The 13,317-nt window shown below is 41.5% G+C and carries 14 protein-coding genes and 1 riboswitch; of the genes, 5 read left to right on the top strand and 9 right to left on the bottom strand.

Annotated elements, in window-relative coordinates; genetic code table 11:
- From AC075L_RS06250 to AC075L_RS06230, 5 genes are all read left to right on the top strand, one after another.
- On the top strand, positions 1-1,768 hold a 1,768-nt coding region (locus AC075L_RS06250; RefSeq protein ID WP_476387370.1), incomplete at its 5' end, for an ABC transporter permease.
- Positions 1,769-2,437: 669 nt separating this feature from the next.
- Complete coding sequence (locus AC075L_RS06245; protein WP_175302094.1) at positions 2,438-2,860, top strand: RNA polymerase sigma factor; 423 nt, start codon at positions 2,438-2,440, stop codon at positions 2,858-2,860.
- 507 nt (positions 2,861-3,367) lie between these two features.
- Complete coding sequence (locus AC075L_RS06240; protein ID WP_476387369.1) at positions 3,368-3,571, top strand: hypothetical protein; 204 nt, start codon at positions 3,368-3,370, stop codon at positions 3,569-3,571.
- 133 nt (positions 3,572-3,704) lie between these two features.
- Positions 3,705-3,881, top strand: a complete 177-nt coding sequence (locus AC075L_RS06235; protein WP_165483719.1) for a hypothetical protein — start codon at positions 3,705-3,707, stop codon at positions 3,879-3,881.
- An 89-nt stretch (positions 3,882-3,970) separates the two neighbouring features.
- Entirely contained in the window at positions 3,971-5,479 is a 1,509-nt protein-coding gene (locus tag AC075L_RS06230) for a recombinase family protein (protein WP_117482846.1), read from the top strand.
- Between the two features lie 222 nt (positions 5,480-5,701).
- On the opposite strand, the gene yaaA is transcribed toward AC075L_RS06230, so the two are convergent.
- The 9 genes from yaaA to AC075L_RS06185 all read right to left on the bottom strand — a co-directional run.
- Positions 5,702-6,454 (bottom strand): peroxide stress protein YaaA, encoded by a 753-nt coding sequence (gene yaaA / locus AC075L_RS06225; protein WP_476387368.1) that lies wholly within the window; start codon positions 6,452-6,454, stop codon positions 5,702-5,704.
- Positions 6,454-6,909, bottom strand: coding sequence for a thioredoxin-dependent thiol peroxidase (gene bcp / locus AC075L_RS06220; protein WP_476387367.1), 456 nt, complete (start codon positions 6,907-6,909; stop codon positions 6,454-6,456). The genes yaaA and bcp overlap by 1 nt, the downstream gene beginning before the upstream one ends.
- Before the next feature lie 3 nt (positions 6,910-6,912).
- Positions 6,913-7,125 carry a DUF6219 family protein gene (locus tag AC075L_RS06215; protein ID WP_055054222.1) on the bottom strand — a complete coding sequence of 71 codons (213 nt, stop codon included), beginning with the start codon at positions 7,123-7,125 and terminating at the stop codon, positions 6,913-6,915.
- Between the two features lie 304 nt (positions 7,126-7,429).
- A complete protein-coding gene (locus AC075L_RS06210; RefSeq protein ID WP_476387366.1) occupies positions 7,430-7,891 on the bottom strand; it encodes a hypothetical protein in 462 nt (153 codons plus the stop codon).
- 25 nt (positions 7,892-7,916) lie between these two features.
- Positions 7,917-8,537, bottom strand: coding sequence for a substrate-binding periplasmic protein (locus AC075L_RS06205; RefSeq protein WP_476387365.1), 621 nt, complete (start codon positions 8,535-8,537; stop codon positions 7,917-7,919).
- A 113-nt stretch (positions 8,538-8,650) separates the two neighbouring features.
- Positions 8,651-10,795, bottom strand: coding sequence for an ATP-binding protein (locus AC075L_RS06200; RefSeq protein WP_476387364.1), 2,145 nt, complete (start codon positions 10,793-10,795; stop codon positions 8,651-8,653).
- 146 nt (positions 10,796-10,941) lie between these two features.
- Positions 10,942-11,937, bottom strand: coding sequence for a 5'-nucleotidase C-terminal domain-containing protein (locus tag AC075L_RS06195; RefSeq protein ID WP_476387363.1), 996 nt, complete (start codon positions 11,935-11,937; stop codon positions 10,942-10,944).
- The gene (locus AC075L_RS06190; RefSeq protein ID WP_476387362.1) at positions 11,888-12,787 is read right to left on the bottom strand and encodes an ABC transporter substrate-binding protein; all 900 of its coding nucleotides are present in this window, start codon (positions 12,785-12,787) and stop codon (positions 11,888-11,890) included. Before AC075L_RS06190 ends, AC075L_RS06195 begins: the two co-directional genes overlap by 50 nt.
- 98 nt (positions 12,788-12,885) lie before the next feature.
- A riboswitch (cyclic di-GMP riboswitch) is annotated at positions 12,886-12,961 on the bottom strand.
- 129 nt (positions 12,962-13,090) lie between these two features.
- Positions 13,091-13,317 (bottom strand): helix-turn-helix domain-containing protein (locus tag AC075L_RS06185; protein WP_476387361.1); only part of this gene is annotated, 227 nt, incomplete at its 5' end.

Genomic DNA, 13,317 nt, shown 5'->3' with positions numbered 1-13,317 from the left:
TGACTTTACAGAAGGGCAAACATTTGAAATTGTACCATTAGAACAGGCAAATGGTGGAACTATTATTTTAGCTGTAATAATTTTAGCAGTTTTTATATCCTTTAGCGGCTATCTGCTGATTTATAATATTCTTTATGTCTCTGTCGTAAAAGATGTGCAATTCTATGGCCGTCTTAAAACGATTGGAACGACCCAAAGGCAGATAAAGAGAATTATCTATAAGCAGGCAATCAGAATCTCTTGTATTGGTATTCCGATTGGTCTGTTACTTGGTGCGGTTGTTTCCTTTGGCATTGTTCCTTACTTCCTGAATATGATGTATTCAACAAATTCTGATGTGGGAACAAAAGTATCTTTTTCGCCGTTTATTTTCATAGGAGCGGCCATATTTACGTTCATTACCGTTATGATTGCAAGCATGAAGCCCGCCAAAATTGCCGGAAGTGTTTCACCAATAGCAGCACTCCAATATACAGCAGCCAGCACACAGAGCAGCGCCAGAAATTGTAGCAAAATGAAGTTGTCCAGAATGGCATGGAACAATGTCTTTCGTAATGCTAAGAGTACAACCCTTGTTTTTGCATCGCTTTTTTTCGGCCTTTCCTTGTTCCTTGTCGTCACAGGGCTATTACATGGTTTAAGCCCGGAGAATTATGTGAGCCAATGGGGAGTAAGCGATTTTGCACTCACATATAGTATCCACGAAAGAGAAGATTTAATTTCCAGCGAAATGGTTTCAGAGATTGGTCAGCTTGACGGCATTGAGAATTTGAGGTTGACCTATGCACCTTATCCTCAAGTAGCAGCAGATGTTGTATATGACGATGCTGTATTTCACGAGTTTCTTGCGTCATTAGACGGAGTAAACGGCATTGATTTTTCTGATCCGGCAAAATTAGAAAATTATCAGCAAAACTTTTTTAGCGGGGTTTTTGGAATTGACAGTGCATATTTGGAAGAAATCAATAAAACCTTAAACTTGCCTATTGACACGTCTGCCTTTGAACAAGGAAAGGTTGTGCTGCTGTCCAAAACAGTAGAAGGCCTTATTCAGCCAGGGCAGGAAATAACAATCCAGACGCAGAACGGACAGCATTCCTTTATTGTAGCGAACGGTTATTTGAATGAAGGGTTTCGAGCAGGAGGAGGCAATGAGAGAGGGACGGCTCCTGATTTGTATATTAGTCAAACAGCTTTGAAAGAACTCTTTCCGCAATATAGAGTGTTCCGCGTGGCCTTTGATACGGATGGTCAACATGACGAAAGTATACTGCAAGAATTAAAGCAAATCACCGCATCACAAGCTAACATTGATATTATATCCCGATATGAACGGCGAGAAGAAATGCAGGAATATCTCATTACAGCAAAGGTTTTAGGAACAGGGTTGTCCGTGATCCTGCTGCTTGTTGGTGTCATGAACTTTGTCAATACAATGGTTGTCAATGTAAATACTCGGCGCTATGAATTAGCTGTTCTTGAAAGCATTGGAATGACAAAGCGACAAATCAAACGAATGCTATTTATGGAAGGTTTCTATTATTGGGGCGTTTCCCTTTCCCTTGCAGTCACCATTGGAACAGCAATCTTCATCTTGCTATATATGATTTTTAGTAAAGTGGCCTATTATGCTGTTTTCTCCTATCCATTTATCCCACTGGTGCTGGTGTCTGGACTGGTGTTGCTAATCTGCCTTATTGTGCCTATATGGGTCTACAAAACTGACGTTAACCTTCCAGTTGTGGAGCGATTGCGGTTGACAGAGTGAGTTTAATCAAATAGCAAAACATCCTTAGATCAATCATATCGAAGCGGAGCAGATTTTAGCTGCTCCGCTTCTTTAGTATTTTTCAAAAAATTCTTTTGAAATGTCCGAGCTTTGTAACAATTCAGCCTGTTTTTCTGTCAAAATCAAAGACGCCTCGGACATTTGTGTAACATTTGTAGTTTATGCTTGTGGTAAATCAATTAAGAAACATCTGCCCCCACAGCGGGGAAAAGAAAAAAACCGCTGACGGGCAGAGGATTTCGTGTGCTTTCCTATATCACTGACGATACGGCGGTTTTGAGAAATCAGAGCCGCCGTTTCTTTTCGCCCCCTAAACCAACGACGACCTAACACCGTGTAAATCCACGGCGGCATATAGGAGGATTGCCGCCGTGTCTATCTTTGCCTTTTTTCACAGTGCCCATGACCTACATCAGTTAAAAAAAGCATAGCCCCGCCTCCGGGTTATTCCGGCTATGTATGCGAAATTTGTTGGAACCTTAACTATTATGTCATTTCATGCGTCCGTGTGGCTTCATGCCGCCCGGGCGCTTTTGCGTTCTTATGGGGCTGCTTCGGGTCATGTTGGCCCGAAGTCATTCCCCGGTGCCGCTCCCCGCCGCCTTCGTTTCGGTCACTCGTCAACCAACAACCGAAACGGAGGTCAATATGGCTATTATCAATTTGCGGGACTATTACCCATTCTATACATCGGATTGCTTCATGGAAGTATCGGAAGAAGTTGCAGAAATGTTCAAAGAGTTTGATCGTAAAGAGGCTGCCTACCGGCTGCGTACATACCGCCACAAAGCCTACTATTCCCTTGATCGGGATGACGGGCTGGAGCATGAAGCTGTCTTTGTTGCCTTATCTCCCCATGAACTGTATGAGCGGAAAGTGACCATGCAGGAACTTCACGCAGCGATTGCCAATCTGCCGGACAAACAGGCAAAACGGATTTATGCTCATTTCATTCTCGGCATGACCAAACAGGACATTGCCCGGGCAGAGGGCGTCCATGAAAAAGTAGTTCGTGTCGCAATCGAGCGAGGTCTGCGGCGCTTAGAAAAAATTTTGAAAAATTCTTTGTAAGGCGTACCGATTTAGACCGGAAAATGAAATGGCTTATGAGAGGCAAAACACTTCGGGTCACAATGGCCCGAGGTTCAGACAAGCCTCATGCAGATTGAAAATTGAATAAAAAGACACCCGGATACGAAGGGGAACGCGCTGTGTGACAGACCCGCCATGACCTCGGATTTCAGAGAATACAGTCTTTGTAAAACTGAGCGAGCGAACAGGTCCATGCCATAGGTGGGGCAAGGCTGGCTCCACCGGAACAGGCGCAGAACCCGGATACTTGCGTTTAGTCACAGTCCGAGCGTTGAAGCGGCCTTGTAAGCCGTGAGCCGTCGCAGGCAATGAGAACGCCTTGCCATCAGAATGGGGAGAGTTGAAATACTATGGGGCATGAAGCCTATGCCCGTCCGGTGTGTCTGAAATGAAGTGAAAACCTATGGGGAGCCCCCGGCAATGCTGTCTGATGATAGGCCAACCGATCCGGTGTGGCTCCCCATCTTTTCAAAAAAGGAGCATTTTATGGGAAATGCGTTTGGAATAATCCCCGGCTTGGAACCGGACGAATGGAGCAATGACGCCTGCCGTGGTTATGTCATTATGGCAATGGAGAACTGCGGATTTTCAAAGAAGGATATACGGCGTGTTGTGGGGCAGCTTTATGAAGTATTCGACCTCAACAGCGTGGAGGATGCCAAAGAAAAGTACCTTTCCAGTCCTTACTGACCTCGGGCCACATTGACCCGAAGTGGAGAAAGCTCAAAGGGCGGCACCTGCTGGGTGCCGTCTTTTGACATTTCCCCACGGGACAAGTGGGAAAGGCAGGCATATACACGCACTTTCGCAAAGGAGGTTTTCAATGACGCAAGCTGTCACTTATGAACGAGAAACAAAGTCTGTCGCATTTCAAGGGAAGATCATTGTGCTGGAAAGCCTCACGCCGGTACTTCCCCCGAAGGAGAAAGCACAGCGCAAAAAAGAAATTGAGCGTTGTCTTTATGAGGTGTTCCGCAAATATGGAGACAGATTTCCCTAATCATTCGCAACATTGTTGTCCGGGGCTGCTGATGGTATAATATAGTTGTAAGGTTGGTAGCTCCATTCCAACAAGGAAAGGAGCCCAATATGGAATTTATCAGAGAAGATTGTATTTACGCAAGACAGTCAGTAGACCGCAAGGACAGTATCAGCATTGAAAGTCAGATCGACTTTTGCAAGTATGAATTGAAAGGTGGGAGCTGCCGGGTATTCAAGGACAAAGGCTATTCCGGTAAGAATACGGACAGGCCGGAGTTTCAAAAGCTGCTGGGCGAGATCCGCAAGGGAAAGGTCAGGCGGGTCATCGTGTATAAACTGGACCGTATAAGCCGCTCTATTCTGGACTTTGCAACGATGATGGAGCTGTTTCAAGAGTATGATGTGGAGTTTGTATCATCCACAGAAAAGTTTGATACTTCGACCCCGATGGGCCGGGCCATGCTGAATATCTGCATTGTATTCGCCCAGCTTGAACGTGAGACAATTCAGAAGCGTGTCACAGACGCCTACTATTCACGGTGCCTGAAAGGCTTTCACATGAGCGGACAGGCACCATACGGTTATCAGTTAGAGCCTACTGTGGTAGAGGGTATCCGCACAAAGAAAATGGTTGCCGACCCCGTAGCCGCCGACCATGTTCGGCTGATGTTTGAAATGTACGCTGAACCGGAAACCTCCTTCGGAGATATTACCCGATACTTCGAGGAACATGACATAAAAATTTATGGCAAATCCATGTTCCGTACATTTCTTTCCCAGCTTTTAAGAAACCCCGTTTACGCACAGGCCGATTTGGAGCTGTACGAATTTTTCAAGAGCCAGGGCGCAGCGATTGTCAATGACGCTTCCGACTTTGCCGGAACAAACGGCTGCTATCTCTATCAGGGGCGGGATGTGAAGGAGGACAAGGACAGGTGCTTAAAAGACCAGATACTTGTTATCGCTCCCCACGAAGCACTCATTTCCTCTGACACATGGCTTAAATGCCGGAAAAAACTTATGGCAAATACCACCTTCCAGCAGGGACGGAAACCGAAAAATACTTGGCTGGCCGGAAAAATCAAATGCGGGTATTGTGGGTATGCTCTGAAAGCCACCCATGTACCAAACAGCACCGGATATTTCCGCTGTACCAAACGGACGGAAAACAAAGGCTGTCCGGGCTGCGGGAAAATCCGCAAAGAAGAATTTGAGCAATTCATTTTCTCGGCCATGCAGGAAAAGTTCAAAGACTTTCAGATACTCCACGGCAGAGAGGAAAAAGTCAATCCGAAGCTGACCGCCTATCAAGTGGAGCTGGCACAGGTGGAGTCAGAAATTGAAAAGCTGCTTGATACGCTGACCGGAGCCAATGCGACCTTGCTTGCCTACGCTAATAAAAAAATTGAAGAACTGGACACCCGACGCCAGACCATTTCAAAGGCAATCGCTGAATTGAGCGTTGAAATCATATCTCCCCAGCAGATAAAGAAGTTATCCTATTATCTCGACAACTGGGACAGCATAGATTTTGACGACAAAAGAAAAGCCGCCGATGGTTTGATCTCTACGATCAAGGCCACCAGCGACCGTGTTCAGATAGAGTGGAAAATCTGACATTTCTGCTCTATCGCCCCTCATTTCTATTTTATCTTGTTTGTACCCCTTGTACACCGATGTTTTCATTATTATTTATACAAAAATAACAGGCAAATCTTTATCTGCATAATTATCAAATAAAAGACGGGATTGTATATCATCATTATTATATTGTCAATAATATAGTAATAATTCTCATTATTACTAAAAGATGCCCATGCTGAGCATCTTTAATCTAAATCATTGTTCTATTTTTCGTTCAAAAACATATTCAGTATCTGATGATAAATCAGACCGGAATGAATAACCAAGTCTGTCGAATTTCTTAATATCCACCGGATTCTCAATATTATTTTCTGCCATAAATCTGACCATTTCACCACGAGCCATCTTCGCATATGTACCTTTTGTCACCAGTTTATCTCCTGATAACTCGCAAAATACAATTGTAATATACTTATCCCGTAATGTCAGATACTTTTCTATAGATTTGGAATATTCTTTTGATGCCAGGTTAATTATAATCCTACTGTTGTCAATCACTGAACAATACAACATATCTCCCCAGTATTCATATAAGTTTTTTGCATCTCCTATGCCGACTTTTGCCTGCATTTCCAAGCGGTAAGGTGTCACGCCATCCAACGGTTTTAGAACGCCATAAAACGCAGATAGTATTCTCAAATGATTTTGTACATACTCAAACTGACTGTCCTCAAACACGGATGGAGCCATATATTGAAAAGCAATTCCTTCATATGATAAGACAGCTGGAGTAAGTAAATGATAAAGATCCATGTTTTTCAATCTATTGAAGTTCTGTTCTGTAATTTTGTCATTACATTTCCAGATAGTCTTCAGTTCTTCTTTTGACTTGCTTTTCAACCAACTTTGTATCTCTGTCGTCTTTTCAATAAATTCAGGCAATCCATCCGGCGCTATGCTGTCAGTATCTGTAATCATCTTTTTAGCAGGGGATAATATTATCTTCATTAATCTAATTCCTTAAGCATATTTTCAGGATCATCTGCTGCTTTGACTTTATCATTGGCTTTGATGATAACTCCCTGTTCATCGATAAGATATGTAGTTCTTACCACACCCATAGAGACTTTACCATAGTTTTTCTTTTCTTTCCATACATCGTATGCTTCAATAACTTTCCGCTCTGGATCTGCTAAAAGTGTAAATGCCAATCCATATTTTTCCTCAAATCTCTTATGAGAGGATACAGAATCCTTACTGACTCCAAGAATAACTGCACCTTTTTCGGTAAACTGAGGGTATCTCTCGGAAAAACCACATGCCTGTTTCGTACATCCCGCTGTATTATCCTTGGGATAGAAATATAATACTATTTTTTTTCCTGCATAATCCGACAATCTGTGTATTTTTCCATTTTGATCTGGCAACTCAAAATCAGGTGCCTTGACCCCTACTTCCAACATTAATTATTCCTCCCTCTCTGTAACTTTCTCTTTATTCGCCTTTTTCTTCCTATTCCCAGAAATCATTTTATGCCCTGTATATATCGCCATTGTCATACATAGCATAGAGCTTAACGCAAAGTATTTGTGGCTTGATTTTAACCCTTTATGTCCAGTGTAAAAAGTACCAATCATTGTGATCAATGCTCCTACTGACCAATATTTATGTGCTTTCATATAATTCCTCCGTCTTTTATCTTTGGTTTTTTTAATTGTAATTATACTATACAGTAATCAGATGTCAATTTGATAATGAAACAATCAAGGCAGCCTATATCTCTCATTTCTTCAAATCTACAAACTGCATTCTTAATATAATTAATCAGGATATCAGCAATCATTCTGCCAGGTATACGAGACGGAAATCAGTGCCTATTAGTACTCCGCGGAGCCCAATCTTCTATTCCCAGTATCCGCAGAGTCGGCCGTCTATTTTTCCTGATCTTCTCTTCCAGCTCAAACTCATTCTCCACGATATACCTTATCTGTTTTGCATTAACTTTCTTAACCGCCCGGATCCGGTATTCCCATTCAGGATCAACAGGATTTTTGATCTCCATGGGACGGTAGGCTTCCATCGGTTCCCAATACTTTTATTCTTATTCTTGTCATACAGGTCACACAGTACAAGAAACTTTTCTCCATGGAAACCGGAATCCCGCTGTTTCTCCATATCCTCATGTGCTGTCAGCCAGGTCAGGTATCTGTTATAATCCGGATCAGTGCCATACTTTGGTTTTATTTTCCGCGGAAACAACTCCACAATGATCCAGTTAAACGCAATATTTCCAGAGCCTCTTTTACAATAAGTACTCAGTGATACGACATCCACCCACATGTTTTTTGTATCTAATGATTTTACGATATTTTTGACTATATATACTGCCGCGGATTCCCCGCTGTCGATATAGTCATGGTAGTTCTTATCCTGTCTCCAGTCCAACGATCTCATCCTTTCTTTACTTTCATCAAATATCCCGAAAACAAAGAATCCCGCATTCCTTAAACCAATAATGTTTTTCGCTCTGAAGGGCTTCCTCCATCTCTGCGGTCGTATCAAAATAAGATGGAACATATGTAAATCCTTTGTTGTCTGCAAAATCCGCAAACTCTTCATTCTGGGTGTTTCCGTTCAAAAGCGCCACACGCATACCGTTGTAAGTGCTGTAATCGCCGTCCACAATCGTGCTGTTGTCACTGCGGACTGTCAGCATCCCATAATTGGTTCCGATCGGACGTGAAAAATCAAACTTTTCTTCTCTGTCCGATGTTTTGCGGGCAGATGTTACCATGTCAATCTCGCCATCTTCAAGCATCTGCTGCATATCATCCCAGCTCTGATCGTATCCGACATATTCGTAATCTACATCCCAATAACGGGCCATCAACCGAAGGAAATCATAGCCATAACCGCTGCGGTTCCCCTCTTCATCCATCATGTGATATCCATCCATGGCAAAGAAACCGACTTTGACAGTTTTATGCTGCGAACTGTCCTCGGCCGCATATGCAGTCATGGGAGAAAATATCATACACACGCATACAAAAACCAGTAACACTGCCACATATTTCTTTGCTCTCGAAATCATATTAAATCTCCTGTCCGTCTGTCTGTCTGTCAAATATATTTCTCTATACTTCTCTTTGTCAACCTTCTGATTTAATAAAATTACACTACTGTATCAAAACCATTTGTCACTGTTCAGTGACCTGCGGTTCGGTACCCCCCCCCACCGGATTTTATGCTTCTGATTGTCTTTTCCAGTACTTTCATCTCAACCGGTTTTGAAACGTGTGCATTCATACCAGCTGCCAGGGAATGTTGAATATCCTCGGAAAATGCATTCGCAGTCATGGCAATGATTGGAATCGTCTTTGCCAGTTCATGGGAACTTCTGCGGATTGCCGTTGTCGCCTCATAGCCATTCATAACAGGCATCTGCACATCCATCAGAATCATGTCATAATCACCTGGAGCAGACTGTTCAAATGCTTTCAAAATCTCTTCGCCATTTTCACAGATGATACATTCCGCACCTTCAATTTTTAACAGTTCCGTCAGGATCTCCGCATTCAGCTCATTATCTTCTGCACACAGGAATCTCATTCCCTGAAAGATATTACCATCCTGCTCATCTGTTTCTTCTTGTGCCACCAGAGCAACCGTTCTATCCTCTGCAATTTTCAGATCCATGAGAACCTCAAAACAGCTTCCCTGTCCCAGTTCGCTCTCCACATCAATGGTGCCTCCCATTGCCTCAACCAGATTTCTGGTAATCGCCATTCCAAGTCCGGTTCCCTGTATTTTGTTTGTAAGGGAACTTTCCGCACGGGTAAACGCATCAAAAATTGTATCCATGAAATCTGCCGACATTCCCATACCATTGTCACAGACTAAAAAACGGTACTTTGCATAGACAGATGACTTTGTCTCACATTCTTCTACAAAGAACTGAATTTTCCCACCTTCCTGGGTATACTTCACTGCATTGGAAAGCAGGTTGCTGAAAATCTGCATCAAATGAACCTGATCCCCATTCACCCATTCATGACGGATGTTTTCTTTTATAATTGTAAGTGTCTGCTTCTTTTCATATATTTGAGAATGAAATATAGTGTCAAGTTCCTGTATAAAATCCAGAATAGAAAAGTCAGAATACTTGAAGACTGTTTTTCCTGCCTCAATCTTACTCATATCCAAAACATCATTAATAATTCCTAACAGATGCTGTGATGAAATATCTATTTTATCTGCATACTCTATAACTTTTGCTTTATTACATGCATCATGTCTGATCAAAGATGTGATACCAATGATTGCATTCATAGGTGTACGGATATCATGTGACATATTAGACAGGAAATCCGTTTTCGCCTTATTTGCATTTTCAGCTGTCTGTAAAGCCTCTGTTGCAACGTTCTTTGCCTTTTTCAGTTTTTGATTGACTACTTCCATTTCCTTCATTGTTTGTAAATGAAGCTCATTATTTCTTTTTTCATATTCTGCTTTTTGATCAGCAAGGCTAAGTCTGGAAATACTGTAGAATAATCCGGCAAAAAGTAAAAGTATAAAACCTGCCATGAGTATTGTTGTACACACCACCGTTTTCTGGTAATCCATCAGCACATTGTCAACAACTCCCTTTGCCACAATGCATACCAAAATAGTGTTGTTGCTTTCTATCGGGCAATACCCCAGATAATAGGGATTCTGTTTTCCCAAAAGTGCAACTCCAGATTCTCTGTTATCAAACTTCTTTTTGAACAAATCAGCCTCTTCTTCTGTAATAGCCTGTTCCCCTTTCAAATGTTTTAACAAAGAATAATTACGCAGGTATTTATCACCACTCAGGTTCGTATACGTAATATTTCCGTCATGATCCAGCATGAACAAATATGCTTTCCCATCATAACCTTTCAGTTTTAACATGGAATCCCGTTTCGAATGATCATACACAGTTCCAATTGCCGTATAAGTTTCCCCATTGATCGTATATTCCTGACATGGGATCGCAACGAGATAACTGTCTTTTTTCTCCTGATCATAATCAAAATGCACCAGTTTTCCAATATTGTATCCGTTCTTTAAGTCCAGCAGAAGTTTACTTGGCATATCAATCCGCATTTTTGTTCCACCTGCTGATATTGCCTGACCATTTTCCTGAAGGAAAATAAGTGTACTTTCCGATTCTTTTTCCCATGCTTCAAAGAAACTTTTGTTCACATCCGTTTCAAGAGACAGCTCCCTCTCATGAAGTAGAAATTCCTCAACCAACTGTAGCTGGCTGTAGTATCCACTCACTTGAAGATCATAGGTCTGCTGTATCTGTTCAACAACAGCTCCCATACTGCTTTTTCCATTTTCGCTGATATACTTGCTAGACTTACTTATAAGATACTTTATACAAACTAAGCTTAAAAGAATTGTAAGTAGTATAAGCAACAGTTTTGTTATTTTTTTTCTTTTATTTACCGCTTGTTCTATCTCCACTTTTACTGTTCAACCTCTATATAATCTTCTGGTTCTGACGGCTGCTGTCCTTTTGACATTGCTGCGATCCATGCACTTGATAATGTTGTATCTTTAAGCTGCTCAATCTCACATTTCGGATTTATTTTTTTCAAAACAGACATTGTGGTGTCTGTAAGAAGAATCGAGTATTCCTTTTCTTTGTCTATTTTCTTATCATTAACTGTTAAGTCCTTTAACGAAAATCCACTTTCCTCTTGATTGACGATCATTTTCATACCGGATGCAATTGGTAATTCGTATTTATTGGTTACATAAAAATTCTCATCCGCATCGGCGAGATAATTTTCCACGAGTTCACAAACCTGTTTACCATTCATTTTTGCAAAATATAATGCTGTATCTGAACTCTTCGCTGTCATCATGCCAACCCGGCTATTGGTGCATTCTCCTTTGTACATAGAAGAAGTGAAATAATAATATGGTGTCAGAGCCAGCTGTGCATCATTTTCTTCTCTGATCGTAGTTAAAATGGAAGATGCTGCATCACGGCCACCTCTATCGTTCAGTGAAATGGAATATTCATTTTCAAAATTCACCGTTGCTTTTTCTTCTGAATCTTTACGGTTCATTACACTGCGCAAAGTATCAAAAGCCTGTGTTTCATCCATTTCCCCTGACAGTAATCCGTGAACAGCCTCAAGACCTGCATGAAATGATTTTTGGGCGGAATATCGGATATAAACAGCATTATTATTAATTTCCTCTTCCAGTCCAGGCACATCCTGCATCATGGTTGGAACATCTGTATTCAATGAAATGACACCACTTCCATCCGCAATCAGCTTTTGCCCCTCTTCTGAAATCATACAATCCAGCACATCCAGTGCAGTATCCAGTTTCTCCCGGTCTTTTTCCAGGTTTTTGTTAAATGCAATGTTTAAGGACGGAGTCATGTACACATAGGATTCATCCGATGTCTGTGAAAAGTAAGGGATACGGATCAGCTCCGCATCCATCTGTATCTGCTAGCTGCTGCATAATCGTCGGATGTCCATGAAACATTGCTGATTTTCCCTCGACAAACATCTGGGTTCCTGTATCGACGTCAATATTGATATCTTCTTTACCAAAGTGCGAGTCCTTAAGAAACTGACTGGTTTCTGAAAAAATACGTTTCCATAATGCATCATCAAACTTTACTTCATCCACTGCAGTTTCTGCACCGTTTCGCCATTCAATACCATCCAGGCTTGTAAACTCACCGATTGCCGCAGCCTGAATTATTTCTTGATTTGACCAATCTTCCCCCAAATCCATAGAATACGGTTTTATGCCATTATCATAAAACTGCTGACAAGCCTGTACATATTCCTCATAATTTTCTGGAATCTTAATTCTATACTGATCAAACAGTGTTTTGTTGGCAATGATCGTCTGCGGAATACCACAGATTGGCAGCCACTGGATTTCATCCTCCGCATTCTTATAATATTGCACCGCATAAGAATAATACTTAGAAACAACATCATAAGAAGCAAAATCCATAAGATAAGGCTGTAAGTCCTGTGCATCTGTTCCAGAAAATCGACGTACTGTTATGATATCCGGTAATTCATCATGTTCTTTAAAATAACTGTATAAATCGGTATCATTGTTACCAATAATAAACTCAATATCCTGATCTGGAAACTGTTCATGGATATAGGGTGCAATATTTTTCATCAAACGATTTTCCCACAGATAAACTGTAAGATGATCATCGTTTTTAGATACTTCTTTCTTTGACTGTCCACATCCAGACAAAACAGCAGTTGCTACAAGTACACCTGACAGCACTGCTATCAGACAACGTTTTGCCTTTTTCATACTTTTATTTTCCTCATTCTTTCCTGATAAAATCATTATTGTTACATCTATGAAATAGCACTGTAAAAAGCACTGTCAGACAGACAGTGCATCTCATTTCATGCAACTGGCTACCATTTTACAGGCCCTGTAGCTTTGCGTCCCAGACTTTCATCTGGTTTGCCGATTTCCATATTATAGCTTTAATACTTATGCAAAAAAACTGATTTTATTATACTATAGCACTCTACTGTACACAAGAAAAACATTACCGTTTTAACGCCGAAAAAAAGAACAGCCGATACATATACTCGAACTGTTCTTCTACTTCCGAAGTCCACATGGCATTGACATTACTGTTTCCTGCTCATTTGTACTCAGATCGATCCATATCCCTAGAACTTTTTTCTGTTTTTCTGTCAGATTCTCTGAATTACCTTCCTGAAAAAACTGTGATAATGTCACGCCTAATGCTGTACATATTTTTTCAAGTGTGATCAGCGACGGCAGGTTTTCCCGCGCCATGAAATCCTTCCCAGTGACGACTGGGA

This window comes from Blautia sp. ZXY-1-B12, assembly GCF_056339915.1.
This window is presented reverse-complemented; position numbering and strand designations above follow the sequence as displayed.

Coding starts and splice junctions, on each gene's coding strand:
- AC075L_RS06245 (WP_175302094.1), top strand. CDS start 2,438: ATGGCTATTATCAATTTGCGGGACTATTACCCATTCTATACATCGGAT.
- AC075L_RS06240 (WP_476387369.1), top strand. CDS start 3,368: ATGGGAAATGCGTTTGGAATAATCCCCGGCTTGGAACCGGACGAATGG.
- AC075L_RS06235 (WP_165483719.1), top strand. CDS start 3,705: ATGACGCAAGCTGTCACTTATGAACGAGAAACAAAGTCTGTCGCATTT.
- AC075L_RS06230 (WP_117482846.1), top strand. CDS start 3,971: ATGGAATTTATCAGAGAAGATTGTATTTACGCAAGACAGTCAGTAGAC.
- yaaA (WP_476387368.1), bottom strand. CDS start 6,454: ATGAAGATAATATTATCCCCTGCTAAAAAGATGATTACAGATACTGAC.
- bcp (WP_476387367.1), bottom strand. CDS start 6,909: ATGTTGGAAGTAGGGGTCAAGGCACCTGATTTTGAGTTGCCAGATCAA.
- AC075L_RS06215 (WP_055054222.1), bottom strand. CDS start 7,125: ATGAAAGCACATAAATATTGGTCAGTAGGAGCATTGATCACAATGATT.
- AC075L_RS06205 (WP_476387365.1), bottom strand. CDS start 8,537: ATGATTTCGAGAGCAAAGAAATATGTGGCAGTGTTACTGGTTTTTGTA.
- AC075L_RS06200 (WP_476387364.1), bottom strand. CDS start 10,795: ATGGGAGCTGTTGTTGAACAGATACAGCAGACCTATGATCTTCAAGTG.
- AC075L_RS06195 (WP_476387363.1), bottom strand. CDS start 11,937: ATGGATGCGGAGCTGATCCGTATCCCTTACTTTTCACAGACATCGGAT.
- AC075L_RS06190 (WP_476387362.1), bottom strand. CDS start 12,787: ATGAAAAAGGCAAAACGTTGTCTGATAGCAGTGCTGTCAGGTGTACTT.